Below are 20380 nucleotides of genomic sequence, written 5' to 3'. Positions count from 1 at the left end.
TAGTATCCTGTCAGACTGTGGAAGAAGAGCGAGCGGCCGGGCGGGCGGCGACGATGAGCCGATTGTCGCGCACCTGGCGAATCAAATACCAGTGCGCATGCTCGCTCTCGCCGGGCTGAAGCTCGACATCCCATTGTGCACCGCGATAGTTGATGCGTGCCCGGCCGTTATCCCAATGTTCGACGCGCACCGTCTGACCAATGTCTAGCAGCACATCGGCGTCCCGCGTGGCGTCCCGCACGTCGCGGCGCTGCCGATGACCATAGCGGGAACGCCGCAGCGCCGTCACGGCGGCCAGCGCGACCAGGGCGGCCAGCGCAAGCTGCGCAGCCACCGGCATGCCGAGTCCATGCGCGACACCGCCCGCCGCGCAACCCAGCGCAATCATCAATAGATAGAACGTGCCGGTCGTCAGCTCGACCACCAACAGCGCGCCGGTCGCGATCCACCAGATAAGTCCCGAACCCGCCATTGCGATCCCCTGAATAAAAAACACCCCGGTGCCGTCACCGAGGTGTCTTATAGCATGAAGCTGGCTCGGGCCGCGAGCCGGCCGCGCGTCAGCGCGCGGTTTCTGGCGGCCGGCGTATCGTCCGACCCGTCGGCGGACGCGGCATCATGCCACCTTCGCGTCGTCTGTCTGCGCGTCGTCCACCTGCGCGAGCGCCTGCCACGTCTCGATCACCGTATCCGGATTCAACGAGATCGAAGCAATACCTTCCTTCGTCAGCCATGCAGCAAAATCCGGATGGTCCGACGGGCCCTGGCCGCAAATGCCGACATACTTGCCCAACCGCAGACAGGTCTCAATCGCGCGCGACAACATGAAGCGCACGGCCGGATCGCGCTCGTCGAAATCATGGGCGAGCAATTCCATGCCCGAGTCCCGGTCCAAGCCTAGCGTCAGCTGCGTCAAGTCGTTCGAGCCAATCGAGAAGCCGTCGAAATACGCCAGGAACTGTTCGGCCAGGATCGCGTTGGATGGCACCTCACACATCATGATCAGCCGCAGGCCGTTGTCGCCGCGCTTGAGCCCGAATTGGGCGAGCAGCTCGACCACCCGCTTGGCCTGTCCCAGCGTACGCACGAACGGCACCATGATTTCGACGTTGGTCAGGCCCATCTCGTCGCGCACGCGCTTGAGCGCACGGCACTCCATTTCAAACGCGGCCGTGAAATCGTCGGCGATGTAGCGCGACGCGCCCCGAAAGCCGAGCATCGGGTTTTCCTCGTCCGGCTCGTAGCGCGAACCGCCGATCAGCTTCTTGTACTCGTTTGACTTGAAGTCCGACAGCCGCACGATCACCGGCTTCGGATAGAACGCCGCGGCGATCGTCGCCACGCCCTCGGTCAGCTTGTCAACATAGAACGCACGCGGCGACGCGTGACCGCGCGCCACGCTCTCGACGGCTTTCTTCAAGTCCTGGTCGATATTCGGATATTCGAGAATCGCCTTCGGATGCACGCCGATATTGTTGTTGATGATGAATTCGAGCCGCGCCAGCCCGACGCCAGCGTTCGGCAACTGCGCGAAGTCGAACGCGAGTTGCGGGTTGCCCACGTTCATCATGATCTTGACCGGGATCTTCGGCAACTCGCCGCGCTGCACTTCGGTCACCTCGGTCTCAAGCAAGCCATCGTAGATCTTGCCCTCGTCGCCTTCCGCGCACGATACCGTCACCAGTGCACCGTCCTTCAGCACGTCAGTCGCGTCACCGCAGCCAACCACGGCCGGCACGCCGAGTTCGCGCGCGATGATCGCCGCGTGGCAGGTACGGCCCCCCCGGTTCGTGACGATCGCCGACGCGCGTTTCATCACCGGCTCCCAGTTCGGATCGGTCATGTCCGCCACCAGCACGTCACCCGGCTGCACACGCTCCATCTCGGAAGGATCGTGGATCACGCGCACTGGACCGGCGCCAATCTTCTGGCCGATCGCCCGGCCGGTCGCGAGCACCTGCGACTGGCCCCTCAGCTTGAAGCGCTGCTCGATCTTGCCGGCCGCCTGGCTCTTCACCGTCTCGGGGCGCGCCTGCAGGATGAACAACGTGCCATCGCGGCCGTCCTTGCCCCACTCGATGTCCATCGGACGCTGGTAGTGGTTCTCAATAATCACCGCATACTTGGCGAGCTGGATCACATCCTCGTCGGTGATCGAATAGCGGTTGCGCTGCTCCGCCGGCACGTCAACCGTCTTCACGCGGCCTGGCTCGCCCGGCTGCGTGAACTCCATCTTGATCAGCTTGGAGCCAATCGAGCGGCGGATGATCGGATACCGCCCCTGCGCGAGCGTCGTCTTGAACACGTAGAATTCGTCTGGATTCACCGCGCCCTGCACCACGGTCTCGCCCAGTCCGTAGCTGGAGGTGATGAACACGGCGTCGCGAAAGCCCGATTCGGTATCCAGCGTGAACATCACGCCGGCCGCGCCGACGTCCGAGCGCACCATCCGCTGCACGCCGGCGGACAACGCCACCTCGGCGTGTGTGAAGCCCTTGTGCACGCGATACGAAATCGCGCGGTCGTTGTACAGCGATGCAAACACGTGCTTGATGCGATCCAGCACGTCGTCAATGCCCACGACGTTCAGATACGACTCCTGCTGGCCGGCAAACGACGCGTCAGGCAAGTCCTCGGCCGTGGCCGACGAGCGCACCGCGAACGACAGTTCCTGGGGCGAGGACGCCTGCAGCTTGTCGAACTGCTCGCGGATCTGCGCATCCAGGCGCGGTTGCAGCGGCGCGTCGACGATCCACTGGCGGATTTCCTTGCCGGCCTCGGCCAGCGCCTTCACGTCGTCGATATCGAGCGTCTCAAGGCGCTTGGCGATCCGTTCGGTCAAGTCATTGTACGCAAGAAATTCGCGGAACGCGTGCGCAGTCGTCGCGAAACCGGTCGGCACGCGAACGCCTGCCGCAGCCAGTTGGCTGATCATCTCGCCCAGCGATGCATTTTTTCCGCCGACCGAGTCGACATCTGTCATTCGTAGTGCTTCGAACGGTAAGACGTATGCTCCGTTATGTGCGGTGTTAGACATGAAAGCCCCTAAGTGGTAAAAAATTTCCGGCATGCGCAAGTGGGCCCCGTGCGCACGGCTCCACTGGAAGTCGCAACGCACCTCGCGCAACCTGTTTGACAAGCCATCGCGGGCGCCGCGAGATCGCCTCGTCACGTGCCGGGGGGACCATGCGCCCACCGCGCGACACCTCGCCCATCCGCCGGCGGTCTGCAAGGCCTTGTGGGACAAAGACTTGCCACCGGATCCGCGGACATCGCCTGCAATTGCTTGTCAAACAGGTTGCCGCTATTCTACCGTGCTACTCTGCAAAAAACCCCAGAATCCCCGCTCCGGCCCTTTGACCAACGGAAATCCGGGCCTGCCGCGCGGCGCTCTGCTTGACAAGAATCATGCCTGCACCGACTGTATTCATCGTCTCCGATGGCACCGGCATCACCGCGGAAACCTTCGCGCACTCGATCCTGTCCCAGTTCGACCAAAAATTCCGCCTTGTGCGCGTGCCATTCATTGACTCGTCGGAGAAGGCTTACGCAACGGTCCAGAAAATCAATGAGGCGGCCACGCTGGACGGCCGCCGCCCGGTCGTCTTTACGACGCTCGTCGATAGCCATTCAAACGAGATCGTCAAACGCTCGAACGCGCTGGTCATGGACATGTTCCAGACCTTCATCGAGCCGCTAGAACAGGAATTGCAAACTCAATCGACCCACGCGATCGGCCGTGGCCACCAAGCCGCCGATACCGAGGAGTACAAGAACCGGATCGAGGCAATCAATTTCTCGCTTGCGCATGACGATGGCCAGAGCAACCGCAACCTGCAAGACGCGGATGTGATCCTGGTCGGCGTGTCGCGCAGCGGCAAGACTCCCACCAGCCTCTATCTGGCGATGCAGTACGGTGTGAAGGCGGCCAATTACCCGCTGATCCCGGAAGACTTCGAGCGCGGCAAGCTACCGACGCCGTTGCGTGCCCATCGCAACAAGATCTTCGGGCTGTCGATCGATCCGCAGCGACTCGCCGAGATCCGCAACGAACGCCGCCCAGGCAGCAAGTACGCGGCGCCGGAGAACTGCCGCTACGAGGTCAACGAGGCCGAGGCGCTGATGCGCCGCGAAGGCATCAAATGGTTGTCCTCGACGCATAAGTCAATCGAGGAGATTGCAACGACGATCTTGCAGGAAATCAAGCTCGAGCGGTAATCGTACTGAGCGCGCGCTGCTACGCAACACGCCGTTGCCGGCATTGCTCGAAAAAGCACACTGCAGCGGCGGCAGCGACGTTCAACGACTCCATGCCGCCGGGCTGCGGAATGGTCACACGTCGGTTCACCGCGGCGCGCCACTCGGCCGACACACCGGCGCCCTCGTTGCCGAACACCCACGCAAGCGGCCCGCTCAGGTCGACATCGTACAGCGGCTGTGCGCCATGCGAATCGGTGACAAACACCGGTACCGCGAGCCGTGCCAGCAAGTCAGCGGCCCCCACCTGCTCGTGCACGCGCAGCAGGAATTGCGCGCCCATGCCGGCGCGTAATACCTTGGGCGACCACGCGTGCGCCGTGCCAGGCGAGCAAAACACATCGCCGATCCCAGCCGCAGCGGCGCTGCGCAGGATCGAGCCGACATTGCCGGCGTCCTGCACGCCGTCGAGCACCACGCAAGTGGCCTCGACGCGTTCGGGCAGCGGCCGTGGCCGCACGTCTACCACGAATGCAATGCCGATCCCGTTCACGAGCGTCGACAACTGCGAGAACAGCGCGTCGCTAAACAGCACGACCCGGGATGGGTCGAGCCGCGCGACGATCTGCGCGGCCTGCACCTGCGCCAGCGCCGCCTCAGTCAGCACGCAATGCACCGGCTGGCCGAGCGCATCGAGATAGGCTTCGGCCAAGTGCAGGCCCTCAAGCAGTGCCTGACCACGCTTTTTCTGTTGTGCAGGGACTGTCAGCGCCTTTAGGTGCTTGAACAGCGGATTGTCCCGCGATGTGATGGTTTTCATCGGTTCAGCCGGCGGGCAGCGTCGCACAGCTCAGCATGGCGGCGCGTCGTCGGCCAAACGACTGTCGTCGCGCCGCCCGTTGTCCCACGCTGCTGGCAGCACGCTCGTGTCCGCCGCAGCGACGCTAACGCTGGCGCGCGCCGGCGACGCGTCCCCCACGCTCCCAGGTATCGCACCCAGCCCGAGGCTCCGATAGGCCTCGCGTACTGGCGCAAACGAACGCCGGTGGTGCACACACGGCCCATGGGTACGCAGCGCAACCAGGTGCCGCGGTGTGCCATAGCCCACATGCGCGTCAAATCCATAATGCGGAAATTCGTGATGCAACGCATGCATCATCCGGTCTCGCGTGACCTTCGCCAGAATCGACGCGGCGGAGATCGACGGCACCAGCGCATCGCCACCGATCACTGCCTCGGATCGCACCGACAGCACCGGGCAGCGGTTACCGTCGACTTTGACCAGCGCGGGCGTGACCGCGAGGCCCTGCACCGCGCGCTGCATCGCCAACATCGTCGCGTGCAGGATATTGAGCGTATCGATTTCGTCAACGCTCGCCGACGCGACGCAATAGGCCAGCGAGCGTTCAATAATCCGGTCGAACAGTTTTTCGCGCGTCGCCGGACTCAGCGCCTTGGAGTCATCGAGCCCGCGAATGCGAGGTGCGGCGGGATTGAGAATCACCGCAGCGGCCACCACCGGACCCGCCAACGGCCCGCGCCCCGCTTCGTCGACGCCGCAAACGAGGTCGGCCGGATCGTCGAAGTCCAGCCCGCGCTGCGCAACAGCAGGCGCGCCACCGCAGCCGGGCGCACGCATACGGCGCCCGGTCATCGAGGCCTCCTGCCCGACGGGCCCGAGTCGATGACGTCAACGACCACTTCCGCGGCACGCTCGGCGGTGTTGCAGCGCAATCGTTCGTGCATCTCGGTGAACAGTTCGACCAACGTACGACGGTTCGCCTCATCGTTTAGTTGCAGCAGCGTCGCATCAGCAAGCGCCTCCGGCGTCGCGAAATGCTGCAGGATCTCGGGCACAACGAACCGGCCGGCAAGGATGTTCGGCAAACCGACGTACGGCAGATAGCCTTGCCGCTGCATAATCTGCCCGGTCAACCATGGCACCTTGTAAGAGATCACCATCGGCTTTTTCAGCAACGCGGCTTCCAGCGTCACGGTGCCGCTCTTGACCAGCACCGCGTCGGCCGCCGTCATCGCCAATTGAGCATTGCCTTCGGTCAGCGTCAGCGGCAATGTCGGGTAGTGGTCCGCGAGCGGCTGCAGCAGCGCGCGGATGGACGCGTTCGGCGCGGGCACGACAAAGCGCAACGATGGCTCGCGCTTGTGCATCAGGTCCATCGCCGCAAAGAACGTCGGGCCGATCAACTCGATCTCGGAACGGCGGCTGCCCGGCAGCACCGCGACGACGGGTCCCTCGTCCGGCAAGCCACTCGCGCGCCGCGCGCTCAGGCAGTCCGGCTGCAGCGGAATCGCATCAGCCAGCGGATGTCCGACATACGTGGACGCCACGCCGGCCTTGTCCAAAATCGCCGTTTCAAACGGAAACACACACAGCATGTGGTCAACCGCCTTGACGATTTTCTTGATGCGTCCGCCCCGCCACGCCCAGATTGACGGGCAAACAAAGTGGATCGTCGGAATACCCGCGTGCCGCAGCGCCTCCTCAAGCGAGAAGTTGAAATCTGGCGCATCGACGCCGATGAACGCGCTTGGTGGCTCGGCCAACAGCTGCCGCTTCAATTCACCGCGGATGCGCAGGATTTCCGGGATATGACGCAGTGCCTCGACATACCCGCGCACCGACAACTTGTCCATCGGCCAGTGCGCGTCGAACCCGTGCGCGACCATCCGCGGGCCGCCGATGCCATAGTATTGTGTGCCTACCGGAAGACGCGCGGCGAGCCCGTCAAGCAACGACGCCGCCAACAGATCGCCGGACGGCTCCCCCGCCACCATCGCGAGCTTGACAGGACTCGAATGTATCGTCATCGTCGATGCATCAGCGAATGATGCCGCGCTTGGCGGTCTCGATGAAGCGCAGGAACGTCGTGACCGGCTCATCGCCGTCGCCGCCCTGCCCCGCCAACTCACGCAACTGCGCTTTCGCCTCGTCTAACGATAAGCCGTTTTTATAGAGGGTCCGATACGCGGCCCGCAACGCGGAAATCGCATCGGCGGTGAAGCCGCGACGGCGCAGCCCCTCAATGTTGACGCCGTGCGGCTGGGCCTTTTCACCCGCCGCAATCACATACGGCGGCAAGTCCTGCACTAACGCCGACGCGCCACCGAGAAACGCATGTTCGCCGATGCGCACGAACTGGTGCACACCGGACATGCCGCCAAGGATCGCCCAATCGCCGACGTCGACGTGCCCGGCAATCTGCGCATTGCTCGAAAATACCGTATGGTTGCCAACCCGGCAGTCATGAGCAATGTGCACGTATGCCATGATCCAGTTGTCGTCGCCAATACGGGTGACGCCGCTGTCTTGTGCGGTACCGGTGTGAATCGTCGTGAATTCGCGAATCGTGTTGCGATCGCCTATCTCGAGCCGCGTCGGCTCGCCAGCGTACTTCATGTCCTGCGGCGCACCGCCGAGCGCCGCAAAATGGCCGATCCGGTTGTCTTCGCCGATCGTCGTATGGCCTTCGATGACCGTGTGCGAACCGACCGTCGTGTGCGCGCCGATGCGCACGTGCGCCCCAATAACCGCGTACGGGCCGATCTGGACGGTGTCGTCCAGGCTCGCGCCCGCTTCGATGATCGCGGTGGGATGGATACGAGTCATACCTTCGCCCTTGCTTCGTTTTGCGTTGCGAAAACGCCCGCACTCAGGCGGCGGAATCCGTTTGCTTAACCGTGCACATCAAGTCAGCTTCGGCCGCCAACGTCCCTTCGACCTCGGCGCGCGCCTTGAATTTCCAAATACCCCGCATGTACCGTTCGAACGACACGTTCAGCATCAGCTGGTCGCCTGGCTCCACGACACGCTTGAAGCGCGCGCCATCGATGCCGACGAAGTAGTACAGCGTATTGTCCGTATCGTGCGGCTCCTCGGCGAACGTGAGCAGCGCCGCTGTCTGCGCCAGTGCCTCGAGGATCAGCACGCCGGGCATCACCGGCCGCGTCGGGAAATGACCGGTGAAATACGGTTCGTTGACCGTCACGTTCTTCAGTGCCTTAATGCGCTTGTGCGGTTCGAGTTCCAGCACGCGGTCAACGAGCAGAATCGGATAGCGATGCGGCAGCAGCGTGAGAATCTTGTGGATGTCCAGGTTTATTGTTTCAGTGCTCATGGTGTTTCGACGCGACTGGGTCGCGCATTGCATACAGTGTGTTACGGCTGCTCGCCGGCATCGCCGCGCGGCGCATGGCCCGCGTCAAGCGCGGCTTCGAGCGTCTTGATCCGCTCGCGCAGCTTGTCGATGTTGCGCAGCAGCGCCGCGCTCCTGTTCCAGTCACCGTGGGGCACGGCGGGAAACGCGCTCGTATAGATGCCCGGCTTGAGTAGCGATTTGGACACCCCGGACTTCGCGGTCACGATCACACGATCGGCGAGCGTGACGTGGCCGGCAATGCCGACCGCGCCGCCGATCATGCAGTGCTGACCGATCGTCGTGCTGCCAGCGATACCCGCGCAACCGGCGATCACTGTGTAAGCGCCGATCCGGCAGTTGTGCCCGATCTGCACCAAGTTGTCGATTTTCACGCCCTGTTCGATGACCGTATCGGCCATCGCGCCGCGATCAATGGTCGTGTTCGCGCCGATCTCCACGTCCGGGCCAATCGTCACCGCGCCGACCTGCGGTATCTTCACCCATTCGCCAGTCTGTTCGTCACCTTTGCCGACGAAGTCCGGCGCAAAGCCGAAGCCGTCCGCGCCGATCACTGCACCTGAATGCACGATCACGCGCTTGCCGAGCTGGCAGCCATGGTACACGCTCACGTTCGGGTACAGGCGCGAATCGTCGCCGATCACTGCACCATGGCCGACGAAGGCATGCGCGTCGATGCGCACGCGCTCGCCGATCACCGCGCCCGCCTCGATCGTCACATGGGGGCCGATCGTCGCGCTGGCCGCCACCTTCGCGGCGGGGTCCACCACCGCGCCGGGATGAATGCCAGCCGCAGCGGCCGGCAGCGCCGCCGCTGCGAACTGTTGTGCAACGCGCGCAAAATAAGCGTACGGGTTCGGCGTCACGACGAAGGCTGGCCCAGGCGCGGCGCCGGTTACCCCGTGCTCAGCTTGCAGCTTGTCCAGGTCCGGCTGGCTGATCAATACCGCCGCCGCGCGCGTCGAGCCGGCCTGCGACAAATACTTCGGATTGGCAACGAAGGCAAGCTGGCCGGGGCCCGCGCTGTCCAGCGGCGCGAGACCCGCGATCGTGCGGTCCGCGTCGCCCACGACTGTGCCGCCGTAGCGTTGCGTCAACTGGGTTAGCGTCATCGACATGCGCGACGATACCCCAGTCAATTCGACGTGCCGTTGGCGAGCGCCTTCAGCACCTGGTCTGTGATGTTGATGCGCGGACTCACGTAGACCGCCTCCTGCACCACCAGATCATAGTGCTGCTGCTCGGCGATCTGCCGGATCGCCTTGTTGGCCCGGTCCAGCACGCCAGCCAGCTCCTCGTTGCGACGCTGGTTCAGGTCCTCGCGAAACTCGCGCTGCTTGCGTTGGAAGTCCGTATCGAGCTGGGCGAGGTCGCGTTGTCGCTGCTGCCGCTCGGACGGGGACATCGACGCACCATTCTTATCCAGGTTGTCAGACATCGCCTTGAGCTTTTGCGCCATCTCCTGCAGGCCGCGGTCGCGCTTGGAGAACTCTTGCTCAAGCTTAGACTGCGCGGACTTGGCCGGCGCCGACTCACGCAGGATGCGGTCCGAATCGACCGCCGCGATGCGCGCCTCTTGCGCGTAGACGGCCACTGCGGCACCACCGGTGGACATCGCGAGCACGCCCATTGCGATATAGCGGGAAAATCTTCTGGTCAGCAAAGTCACCTCTCGAGCCGATGGATGTTTGTCAGAATGCAGTACCGATCTGGAACTGGAATTTCTGGTATTGATCGCCGTTATGCTTGACCAGCGGGAAACCCAGGCTCAGCTTCAACGGACCAATCGGCGAGATCCACGCCAAGCCTAGGCCGTAGCCGTAGCGCAAGCCGTTCGCGCCGATACTGTTGCCTTCGGTACCCCATACGTTACCGCCATCGAGGAACGTGAACACGCGCAATGTTCGGTCGTAGCCAGTCCCAGGCAGTGGGAACGTCAACTCTATGTTGCCCACGATCATCTTTGAGCCGCCGATCGGGTCGTTTGTCGCCTTGTCGCGCGGGCCCAGCGAACTCGGCTCGTAGCCACGCACTGACCCAATACCGCCGGCGAAGTAGTTCTTGAAGATCGGGTACGGCTTGCCGCCGAGCCCGTTGCCATAGCCGCCTTGCAGGTTCAGGCCCAGCACGAAGCCGCGGGCGAACGAGTAATAGTATTGCGCCTGCAGATCAGCCTTGTAGTACTGCGCCTTGCCGATCGGCGTGCCGTATTCGGCATTGGCCTGCGTGTAATAGCCGCGGCTGGGCACTAGCGCGCTGTCGCGCGCGTCGCGCGACCAACCGATGGTGACCGGCACGTTGTTCGACACGCGGCCAAACTGGTTCACGTAATCGATGTAACTCTGCGGCGTCGCCGAGTCGATGTCCAGGCGATTCTGCTCGACGCCGGCACCGAAATACACGGTGTCGGCTTCCGAGAACGGAATGCCGAACTTCAGGTCGCCGCCCGCGGTGATGATCCGGAAGCTCGAATTGGTTGAGTAATACAGCGGCTGGTACGTGCGATAGTAGACGTCGGTAATTCTCTTGATGCCGTCGATCGTGAAGTACGGATCGACCTGCGTGACAGCCAGCGTGCGATACGTACGAGCGGTGTTGACGTTCACCGACAGGCTCGTGCCGGAGCCGAACACGTTGTCCTGCGACACGCCGGCCGACAGCACGACCTTGTCGGTTGACGAGAAGCCCGCGCCAAGCGTGATCGCGCCGGTTGGCTTCTCGGTCACCTTCACGTCGACATCAACCTGGTCGTTCGTGCCCTCCACCGGCGCCGTCGTCACGTCCACATCAGTGAAGTAGCCCAGCCGGTTGACCCGATCCTTCGACAGCGCAAGTCGGTGGCTGTCGAACCACGAACTCTCGAATTGCCGCATCTCGCGGCGGATCACTTCGTCGCGCGTCTTATTGTTGCCCGTGATGTTCACGCGGCGCACGTAAACGCGCCGGCTCGGATCGACCTGCAAAATCAGGTTGACTGTATGGTGCTCCTGATCGATGTCCGGCTGCGCGTTCACACTGGCGAATGCGTAGCCATACTCACCCAGCTTGTCGACGATTGCCTTGGTCGACGCCTGCAGCTTCTCTGCGGAGAACCGATCGCCCGGCTTCAACTGCACGAGCTTCGCGAGTTCGGCCTCCTTGTCGAGCAAGTTGCCGGCGAGCTTGATGCTCGATACCTTGTACGGCTCGCCCTCATGCAGCGTGACCGTCAGATACATATTTTTTTTGTCCGGCGAGATCGACACCTGCGTCGAGTCGATATTGAACTCGAGATAACCGCGGTTCAGGTAGTACGAGCGGATGTTCTCCAGGTCACCGGTCAACTTTTCCTTCGAATACAAGTCGGCCTTCGTGTACCACGAGAACCAGTTCGGTGTGGACAACTGCATCTCGTCGCGCAATGTGCTGGTCGAGAACGTTTTGTTGCCGATGAAATTGATCTGGCGGATCTTCGCGCTTGGCCCCTCGACGACCGAGAGCAGGATCGACACGCGATTGCGGTCGATCGGCGTGACCGTCGTCTTCACCTCCGCTGCGTAGTAGCCGCGCGTCAGGTATTGCCGTTTCAGTTCCTGCTCAGCTTTATCGACCAGCGCCTTGTCGTAGTAGCGTCCATTGGACAGGCCGACCGCGCGCAGCGCCTTGGTCAAGTTTTCCTTGTCGAACTCATGGATGCCGGCGAAGTCGATCGAGCCGATGGCCGGACGCTCCTGCACGTTAACCACCACGACGTCGTTTTGCGCCAAGACCTTGACGTCACTGAAGAAGCCGGTCGCATACAAGGCGCGAATGGCTTCCGATCCCTTGTCGTCGGTGAACGTATCGCCTTGCTTGATCGGCAAGTAGGCAAACACGGTACCCGGCTCTACCCGCTGCAGTCCTTCGAGGCGGATGTCCTTGACGACAAACGGCACCGTAGCATGCGCAACTATCCCGTGTGCCACGAACAACGCAGCTGCAACCGTCTTAGGAACAAAGCGGTGATGTTTGAACAACTTGCTTCCCCAATGTTTTTGCTGTTGCGATGCATACCGCGCCACCCGCGCGTACATGGCATCGACTTAGAAATGAATCAGACGTGACAAGTCGTTAAACAGCGCGATCGCGGACAATGCAACGATGCACACGAGACCTGCCCTTTGTAAAATGAGTTGCCAGCGTTCCGAAACAGCCTTGCCCGTCACGGCTTCAACCGAATAATATAACAGATGCCCCCCGTCCAATACCGGAATCGGCAACAGATTCAGCACGCCGAGGCTGATGCTGACCAGCGCCAGAAACGACGCAAATGAGGCAACGCCCAGTTGCGCGCTCTTGCCCGCGTAGTCGGCAATCGTGACCGGTCCGGACAGGTTCTTCAGCGAAGCCTGGCCGCTGAGCATCCGCCAGAACATGCGCACTGAATAGGTCGAGATATCCCACGTGCGCCGCGCCCCCAGCTGCAGGCTTTCCGTTAAGCCGTATTCCACATCCACGGTCTGCACCTGCGTGGCCATCGCCGCACCGATGCGGCCGACCGCATGGCCGCCAGCCGTATCGAGCCGTTCGTCGGGCACAACGTCGATGTCGCGGCGCGCACCGTCGCGCTCGACCGTGATCGTCAAATGCTTGAGCGCGTGCGCCTGGATCGCCGCAATGAACGCATGGGCGCCCTGCACAGCGTTACCGTCGAGCGCGACGACCACATCGCCCGCAGCCAGCCCCGCGCGCTGCGCCGCACTGTCCGGCTCCACACTGGCCACCCGCAATTTACCGCCCGGCTCGAAGCCCAGGCGCTCGATGACATCCTCGTCCTGCTCTGGGCGCGCTGCCCGCGACAAATCGACTGGGTAATCGAGCGTATCGTTACCCACTTTGGCCAACAGTACGATGTTGCGCTGATCGAACTGCGCATCGAGCAGCTTCCAGCGTAAATCGCTCCAGGAGCGCACCGGCTCGGTGGTCCCGTCCGGCGCCCGCACCGCCACCACGGTCTCGCCGCCGACGAAGCCGGCGCGTTGCGCGACCGAATCGGCAGTGGGCGCCGCCAGCGTGGCCACCGGCTCGGCGACGCCACCCGCGTAGATGCCCGCCAGCAGTACGATAGCCAGCAAGAAATTGGCGAGCGGTCCGCCGGCGACGATGGCAAAGCGCCAGCCGACGGGCTTGCGGTTGAATGCGTGCGGCAGATCCTGCGCAGCGATGCGCGTATCGGTATCGCGCTCGTCGAGCATCTTCACGTAGCCGCCGAGCGGCAGTGCACAGAGCGTCCACTCGGTGCCGGTGACCGGGCTGGTCCGGCGCAGTAGTGGCCGGCCGAAGCCAACGGAAAAACGCAACACTTTAACGCCGGCGGCGCGCGCGATCAAATAATGGCCGAATTCATGCACGACGACCAGGATGCCGATCGCCACAATGAACGAAACCAGTTGAATCAGCAAACTCATGCGATCCTCGCTGCAATATGCCACACGTGACGGCCCGCCGAATGAACGCGCCTGTCAGCCAAGCTGACTGGCCGCCGCACCGCCGCGCATGCCGGCCCGGTCATGCGTACGGTAGCGGGCCAGCGCCTCTTGCGCCGCACGGCGCGCCTGCGCATCGACGTCGAGCACCGCGTCCAGCGTCGTGGCGACATCGGCCTGGACTTGTTCGAGCACGTCGCCAACGACTGCCGCGATCGTGGTAAAGCCGATGTGTCGCGCAAGAAACGCTTCGACCGCGACCTCGTTCGCCGCGTTCAATACCGTGCTCGCCGAGCCGCCGTCGCGCAATGCCTGCAGCGCGAGCGCCAGACACGGAAAGCGCTCGTAGTCAGGCGGCTCAAATGTCAGCGTCGCCACCCGCGCCAGATCCAGCTGCTCAACGCCCGACACGATTCGCGTCGGAAACGCCAGTGCATGCGCGATCGGCGTGCGCATATCGGGATTGCCCAGTTGCGCGAGTGTCGAGCCGTCCGCATACGACACCAGCGAATGAATCACGCTTTGCGGATGGATCAACACGTCAATCTGCTCGGGCCGCAGATCGAACAACCAGCGCGCCTCAATCACCTCGAGGCCCTTGTTCATCATCGTGGCCGAATCGACCGAGATCTTGCGCCCCATGGCCCAGTTCGGATGCTTGCACGCTTGCTCCGGCGTCACGTCGACCAGCGTAGCCGGTTCACGCAGCCGGAATGGACCGCCGGACGCGGTGAGCTGGATCCGGGTCACAGCGCCGTGCAAACTGGGCTCGCGCGGAAAGCACTGGAAGATTGCATTGTGCTCACTGTCAACGGGCAGCAGCGCGGCGCCACTGGCATAGACCGCATCCATGAACAATGCGCCGGACATCACCAGCGCCTCCTTGTTCGCAAGCAAGATCCGCTTGCCGGCACGCGCCGCCGCCAACGTCGGCTCCAGCCCGGCCGCGCCCACAATGGCGGCAACCACCGTATTGCAAGCGGCGTCCGACGCGGCGGCGGCCAGCGCGTCGCGGCCGTAGTCCACGCGCGTCGCACAGCCCGCCTCACGCAGCCGCGCCTGCAACTGCGTGGCCGTTTGCGCATCACCGACCACCGCGACGTGTGGCGCGAAGCGCACGCATTGCTCAGCAAGTTTTTCCCAGTTGCGGTGCGCGGTCAACGCGTGGATCGAAAATCGATCCGGATGCCGGGCGATCACGTCCAGCGTGCTATCACCGATCGAGCCCGTCGAACCCAGCAGGGTCACACAATGTTGCATCATCAATGATTTCAGCTCAAAAGCAGCATCGCCAGCGGCAGCACGGGCAACAGCGCGTCGATCCGGTCCAGCACACCGCCATGGCCGGGCAGCAACTGACTCGAATCCTTCACGCCAGCCTGACGCTTCAACAGCGACTCGAACAGGTCGCCGACGATGCTGAAGGCGACCAGCACGCTCAGCGCGAGCACCGCGCCCACGACGCCGAGACGCTCGACCAGCGCGCCGGCCACGGTCGGCACGCCCGGATGCGCGGCAAGCGCAAGCGCCGCGACCACGACGACGACCGATAGCCATCCGCCGATCGCCCCTTCCCACGTCTTACCCGGACTGATCGCCGGCGCCAGCTTGTGCCGGCCAAAGCACCTGCCCGCAAAGTATGCGCCGATATCGGCAAGCCAGACGATCAACAACAGCGACAGGGCGAATATGACGCCGGTCGCGCGCGCGACCATCAACGCATGCCAGCACGCGACGAACAGCACCAGGCCGGCCGCCAGCAGGAAACCGCGCCACGCGCCAACGGCCAGCGTCGGCTTGCGCAGCAGCGCGAACGGCGCCGCGGCAATCCAGAACACCGCAGCCGCCCGCGATACCGCGTCACCGCGCGGCGCGCCCGCGAACACATAGGCGACCAGCACCACGCCGGCCAGCGCCGCGTAGGCGAACGGCCAGACGCCCGGCAACTTCAATAGCTTGGCCCATTCCCACGCGGCAAACACCAGCACAAAGCCGATCAGCGCACCGAAACCGCCCAACGGGGCAAACAGCGTAACGGGCAGTAAAACGGCCAGCAGGACGATCGCCGTAACGACACGGGTTCTTAGCATGACAGCGAATCGACGTTTTGCGACTGCCGGGTGAGTTGCGCGCTGGTGCGCCCGAAGCGCCGTTCGCGCTCGCGGTACGAAGCGATCGCCTTACTTAATTGCGCATCATTAAAGTCCGGCCAGAACACGTCGGTGAAATAGAATTCGGTATAAGCGAGCTGCCACAGCAGGAAATTGCTGACGCGCTGCTCCCCGCCGGTGCGAATGAACAAGTCCGGCTCCGGCGCATACGCCATTGCCAAGTGTTGCGCGAAGCTCGCCTCATCCACATTCTGCATCGCGCCGGCATCTACGCATTGCTGCGCAATCTTGCGCGTAGCCTGCAAAATATCCCAACGGCCGCCATAATTCGCCGCAATGGTTAGCGTCAGTCCGGTATTGGCTGCCGTCTTAGCTTGCGCGCGGCGCACAAGCTCCTGGATCCGGGGCTCGAACATCGACAAGTCGCCGACCACGCGCAGCCGGATGCCATTCGTATGTAGGCGCGCGATTTCACGCTCGAGCGCGCTGATGAACAGACGCATCAAGAACGATACCTCGTCAACCGGCCGCCGCCAGTTCTCGGAACTGAACGCAAACAGCGTCAAAAATTCGACGCCACGCGCCGCGCACGCCTCGACGATCGTGCGCACCGCATCGAGCCCCTTCGTATGACCCGCAACGCGCGGCAGCCGCCTGCGCTGCGCCCAGCGGCCATTGCCATCCATGATGATCGCGATGTGCCGCGGCACGTCCGTGACGGTCGGGGTGCACACAGTGGAACTGATATAGGTCATTGTCTCGTCGTTCCGCCTCGGGCAGCGACGATGCAAAGCAAGCGGCGGCGCTCAAGGCACCGCCGTCGCGTCACACCGTCATGATTTCCGTTTCTTTAGTCTGAACCAACTTCTCGATCTCGGCGACGAACTTGTCGGTCAGCTTCTGAACTTCGTCTTGCGCCCGGCGTTCATCATCCTCAGAGATGTCCTTGTCCTTCAGCAACTTTTTCAACTGCTCGTTCGCGTCGCGGCGCAGGTTACGCACTGCCACCTTCGCGCTTTCGCCTTCCGACTTCACAACCTTGGTCAACTCGCGGCGACGCTCTTCGGTCAGCGCCGGCATCGGCACGCGGATCAGGTCGCCTTGCGTCGCCGGATTCAGACCGAGATCCGACTCACGAATCGCCTTCTCAACGACCGCGACCATCTTCTTTTCCCACGGCTGCACGCCAATCGTGCGAGCGTCGACCAGCGTCAGGTTCGCGACCTGCGAGATCGGTACATTCGAGCCGTAGTAGTCGACCTGGATATGGTCGAGCAAGCCTGTATGGGCGCGCCCCGTGCGGATCTTCGCCAGATCGCTCTTAAACGCTTCCAACGAGCGCTGCATCTTCTGCTCCGCGCCCTTCTTGATGTCTGCGACAGTCATTCAAACCTCCAAAACGATGTAGTCGGACGCCGGCCGGCCGCGTGCGAATGGGCCAAGCCGGGCATTCGTCCCACCCTGCGAGTTTACACGTGTACCAGCGTGCCCTCGTCATCGCCTTGCACGATGCGCTTTAGGGCGCCGGGCTTATTGATCGAAAATACCCGGATCGGCAACTTCTGGTCGCGGCACAGCGCGAACGCCGTCGCATCCATGACCTGCAGATTGCGGCTGATCGCTTCATCGAAGCTGATCGTCGCATAACGCGTGGCCGTCGGGTCCTTCTTCGGGTCGGCGGAGTAGACGCCATCGACCTTGGTGGCCTTGAGCACGACTTCCGCGCCGATCTCCGCGCCGCGCAGCGCGGCGGCGGTGTCCGTAGTGAAAAACGGATTGCCGGTGCCGGCCGCAAAAATGACGACGCGCCCTTCCTCTAGCTGCCGGATCGCGCGCGGCCGAATATAGGGCTCGACCACTTGGTCCATCCGCAACGCGGACTGCACGCGCGCCTCGATGCCTGCATGGCGCATCGCATCCTGCAGCGCCAATGCATTCATCATCGTCGCGAGCATCCCCATGTAGTCCGCCGTCGCGCGATCCATGCCCGCCGCGCCGCCCGCTACGCCACGAAAGATGTTGCCGCCGCCGATCACGACGGCGAGCTGCGCGCCCAGGTTCACCACGTCGACGATATCCGCGACGATTCGCTCAATCATCGTGCGATTGATGCCGAATGCATCATCGCCCATCAGGGCTTCGCCGGAGAGTTTGAGCAGCAGGCGTTTGTAGACAGTTGACATGGGAGATATCCGTTCGCGCCGAAAAGGACTTCAGAACTGTATGGGGGAAATGCGTTGCGGATCAAGCACTGCAAAAACGCATTGCGCCGCCCGACGCTCACTCAGGCGCATGCGATGCGCCGGCGCGGCAGCGGATCGTCTCGCCAGCCGGAGGACGTCCGCGTGGGCGGGGCCCCGGCGACACGACCTCGCTGCGAGAGCGGCGCCACGCCTGGATGGGCGCTGCCGCTGCCGCAACGGCCTACTGCTTCTGCGCTGCGGCGACCTGCGCGGCCACTTCGGCCGCGAAGTCGTCCTGGCGCTTCTCGATGCCTTCGCCGACGACGAACCGCGCAAAGCGCTGCACCGTCGTATTCGCGGCCTTGAGCATCTGCTCGACGGTCTGCTTATCATCCTTCACGAACGGCTGGTTCAGCAGCGACACCTCCTTCAGGTACTTTTGCACGCTGCCTTCGACCATCTTCGCGACGATCGCGGCCGGCTTGCCCGATTCCGCCGCCTTCTGTTCAGCGATGCCGCGCTCTTTGGCTATCAGCTCAGCCGGCATGTCGTCCGACGACAGCGACACCGGCTTCATCGCGGCGATGTGCATCGCAACGTCCTTGCCGACCTGCTCATCGGCGCCGTCGTATTCGACCAGCACACCGATGCGCGTGCCGTGCACGTACGACGCCAGTTTGCGCGCGGTTTCAAAGCGCGAAAAGCGGCGGATCGTCATGTTCTCGCCGATTTTGCCGACCAGCGCAGCCCGCACCGCATCTACCGTCGAGCCGTCCAGCGACAGCGCGGACAGCGCGGCGACGTCGGCCGGATTCTGCGTGGCAACCAGTTCCGCGACCTTTTTTGAGAAAGCGATAAAATCCTCGTTCTTTGCGACGAAGTCCGTTTCGCAGTTCAATTCGACCAACGCGCCGGCGCTGCCGCCGATGAACGACACGATCACGCCTTCCGCGGTCACGCGCGCCGCCGCCTTGCTCGCCTTGTTGCCGAGCTTCACACGCAGCAGCTCCTCGGCGCGGGCCATGTCACCATCAGCCTCGGTCAACGCCTTCTTGCATTCCATCATCGGCGCATCGGTCTTCGCGCGCAGTTCTGCCACCATGCTTGCGGTAATTGCCGCCATTGTTCGCTCCTGTAAATCTGTCGGACTATTCCGGTTGTCCACACGCCGCGCGGACACCGCGCGCGGCCACGATCCGTTGTCCCGCTAGTCGCCCACGCACGCCGCGCGCCGCGACGGCACCTGGGCCGAGAACCGCGCCAGCTAAAAAAAAGGGGCTCAGTGAAGCCCCATTGTCTGGCCGGACGCTGGCGCAAGGTTACGCCTGCTCGTTGACCTCGACGAACTCATCGTCGCCGCGGGCTGCCTGCACGACGTCGTTCAGCGCGTTTGCACGACCCTCGAGAATCGCGTCCGCGACACCTTGCGCATACAGCGCAACGGCTTTGCTCGCATCGTCGTTGCCCGGGATCACGTAGTCGACGCCCTCTGGCGAGTGATTCGTGTCGACAACCGCGATGATCGGTACACCGAGCTTCTTTGCTTCAGTGACGGCGATCTTGTGGTAGCCGACGTCAATCACGAAGATCGCGTCCGGGATACCCCCCATGTCCTTCACGCCGCCAATCGATTTTTGCAGCTTTGCCATCTCGCGCTCGAACATCAGCGCTTCCTTCTTGCTCATCTTCTCGACTTCGCCGGATTCGATCGCCGCTTCCATGTCTTTAAGCTTCTTGATCGACGTTTTCAGCGTCTTGAAGTTCGTCAACATCCCGCCGAGCCAGCGGTTGTTCACATACGGCATGCCAGCGCGTGCCGCTTCCTCTGCGATCGTGTCGCGTGACTGGCGCTTCGTGCCGACGAATAGGATCGTGCCCCGGTTAGCTGCGAGTTGACGCGCGTACTTCAGCGCGTCGTTGTACATCGGCAGCGTCTTTTCGAGGTTGATGATGTGAATCTTGTTGCGGTGACCGAAGATAAATGGCGCCATCTTCGGGTTCCAGAAGCGGGTCTGGTGACCGAAGTGCACACCCGCTTCCAGCATCTGACGCATCGTAACTGCCATGAAATTCTCCACGAAGGGTTGAGTCTGAAACCGGTTGCCGCATCCGCGCCTGTATTGCGCGAACACCCTTGAACGCACCGGTTTGTGATTAATCGGTTACAAGCCGACTAGCCCGATATTGTAGCACGTGTACACGACACTCCTCAAGCGCGCCAGTTGCACGAGCACGGTAATCAGCGCATTCGGATCAATTCATGTGCGCGC

Annotated in this window: 19 protein-coding genes; 1 reads left to right on the top strand and 18 read right to left on the bottom strand. The window is 63.0% G+C overall.

Annotated elements, in window-relative coordinates; all coding sequences use genetic code 11:
• Positions 1-10: 10 nt before the first annotated feature.
• Both B0O95_RS05685 and ppsA read right to left on the bottom strand, forming a co-directional pair.
• Entirely contained in the window at positions 11-472 is a 462-nt protein-coding gene (locus B0O95_RS05685) for an NfeD family protein (RefSeq protein ID WP_104077019.1), read from the bottom strand.
• A 144-nt stretch (positions 473-616) separates the two neighbouring features.
• A complete protein-coding gene (ppsA, locus tag B0O95_RS05680; protein WP_104077018.1) occupies positions 617-3037 on the bottom strand; it encodes a phosphoenolpyruvate synthase in 2421 nt (806 codons plus the stop codon).
• Positions 3038-3408: 371 nt separating this feature from the next.
• Here ppsA and ppsR point away from each other — a divergent pair, with 371 nt between their 5' ends.
• Positions 3409-4218, top strand: a complete 810-nt coding sequence (gene ppsR / locus B0O95_RS05675; RefSeq protein WP_104077017.1) for a posphoenolpyruvate synthetase regulatory kinase/phosphorylase PpsR — start codon at positions 3409-3411, stop codon at positions 4216-4218.
• A 19-nt stretch (positions 4219-4237) separates the two neighbouring features.
• Here the strand turns inward: ppsR and B0O95_RS05670 are convergent, their stop codons facing one another.
• The 16 genes from B0O95_RS05670 to rpsB all read right to left on the bottom strand — a co-directional run bounded on the left by B0O95_RS05670 (position 4238) and on the right by rpsB (position 20176).
• Positions 4238-5017: a TrmH family RNA methyltransferase gene (locus B0O95_RS05670; protein WP_104077016.1), complete on the bottom strand. Its 780-nt coding sequence runs from the start codon at positions 5015-5017 to the stop codon at positions 4238-4240.
• A 30-nt stretch (positions 5018-5047) separates the two neighbouring features.
• Positions 5048-5851: a ribonuclease HII gene (rnhB, locus tag B0O95_RS05665; protein WP_233203141.1), complete on the bottom strand. Its 804-nt coding sequence runs from the start codon at positions 5849-5851 to the stop codon at positions 5048-5050.
• Positions 5848-7026, bottom strand: coding sequence for a lipid-A-disaccharide synthase (gene lpxB / locus B0O95_RS05660; RefSeq protein ID WP_104077015.1), 1179 nt, complete (start codon positions 7024-7026; stop codon positions 5848-5850). The genes rnhB and lpxB overlap by 4 nt, the downstream gene beginning before the upstream one ends.
• Before the next feature lie 10 nt (positions 7027-7036).
• Positions 7037-7825: an acyl-ACP--UDP-N-acetylglucosamine O-acyltransferase gene (lpxA, locus tag B0O95_RS05655; protein WP_104077014.1), complete on the bottom strand. Its 789-nt coding sequence runs from the start codon at positions 7823-7825 to the stop codon at positions 7037-7039.
• Positions 7826-7868: 43 nt separating this feature from the next.
• Positions 7869-8333, bottom strand: coding sequence for a 3-hydroxyacyl-ACP dehydratase FabZ (fabZ, locus tag B0O95_RS05650; protein WP_104077013.1), 465 nt, complete (start codon positions 8331-8333; stop codon positions 7869-7871).
• A 41-nt stretch (positions 8334-8374) separates the two neighbouring features.
• Positions 8375-9490, bottom strand: coding sequence for a UDP-3-O-(3-hydroxymyristoyl)glucosamine N-acyltransferase (lpxD, locus tag B0O95_RS05645; protein ID WP_104077012.1), 1116 nt, complete (start codon positions 9488-9490; stop codon positions 8375-8377).
• A 17-nt stretch (positions 9491-9507) separates the two neighbouring features.
• Entirely contained in the window at positions 9508-10035 is a 528-nt protein-coding gene (locus tag B0O95_RS05640; RefSeq protein WP_199180433.1) for an OmpH/Skp family outer membrane protein, read from the bottom strand.
• A gap of 28 nt (positions 10036-10063) precedes the next feature.
• The gene (bamA, locus tag B0O95_RS05635) at positions 10064-12367 is read right to left on the bottom strand and encodes an outer membrane protein assembly factor BamA (protein WP_199180439.1); all 2304 of its coding nucleotides are present in this window, start codon (positions 12365-12367) and stop codon (positions 10064-10066) included.
• Between the two features lie 66 nt (positions 12368-12433).
• Complete coding sequence (gene rseP / locus B0O95_RS05630; RefSeq protein WP_104077009.1) at positions 12434-13798, bottom strand: RIP metalloprotease RseP; 1365 nt, start codon at positions 13796-13798, stop codon at positions 12434-12436.
• 54 nt (positions 13799-13852) lie between these two features.
• Positions 13853-15076, bottom strand: coding sequence for a 1-deoxy-D-xylulose-5-phosphate reductoisomerase (locus B0O95_RS05625; RefSeq protein ID WP_146063998.1), 1224 nt, complete (start codon positions 15074-15076; stop codon positions 13853-13855).
• 11 nt (positions 15077-15087) lie between these two features.
• Positions 15088-15906, bottom strand: coding sequence for a phosphatidate cytidylyltransferase (locus tag B0O95_RS05620; RefSeq protein WP_104077007.1), 819 nt, complete (start codon positions 15904-15906; stop codon positions 15088-15090).
• Complete coding sequence (locus B0O95_RS05615) at positions 15900-16682, bottom strand: isoprenyl transferase (protein ID WP_104077006.1); 783 nt, start codon at positions 16680-16682, stop codon at positions 15900-15902. The genes B0O95_RS05620 and B0O95_RS05615 overlap by 7 nt, the downstream gene beginning before the upstream one ends.
• A 70-nt stretch (positions 16683-16752) precedes the next feature.
• Positions 16753-17313: a ribosome recycling factor gene (frr, locus tag B0O95_RS05610; protein WP_104077005.1), complete on the bottom strand. Its 561-nt coding sequence runs from the start codon at positions 17311-17313 to the stop codon at positions 16753-16755.
• 83 nt (positions 17314-17396) lie between these two features.
• The gene (gene pyrH / locus B0O95_RS05605; RefSeq protein WP_104077004.1) at positions 17397-18110 is read right to left on the bottom strand and encodes a UMP kinase; all 714 of its coding nucleotides are present in this window, start codon (positions 18108-18110) and stop codon (positions 17397-17399) included.
• 241 nt (positions 18111-18351) lie between these two features.
• Positions 18352-19233 (bottom strand): translation elongation factor Ts, encoded by an 882-nt coding sequence (gene tsf / locus B0O95_RS05600; RefSeq protein ID WP_104077003.1) that lies wholly within the window; start codon positions 19231-19233, stop codon positions 18352-18354.
• A 196-nt stretch (positions 19234-19429) separates the two neighbouring features.
• A complete protein-coding gene (gene rpsB / locus B0O95_RS05595) occupies positions 19430-20176 on the bottom strand; it encodes a 30S ribosomal protein S2 (protein WP_104077002.1) in 747 nt (248 codons plus the stop codon).
• Positions 20177-20380 lie beyond the last annotated feature (204 nt).

Source organism: Mycetohabitans endofungorum (assembly GCF_002927045.1).
GTDB lineage: Bacteria > Pseudomonadota > Gammaproteobacteria > Burkholderiales > Burkholderiaceae > Mycetohabitans > Mycetohabitans endofungorum.
The sequence above is the reverse complement of the archived record's forward strand: the minus strand, read 5'-3'. Positions and strand labels throughout refer to the sequence as shown.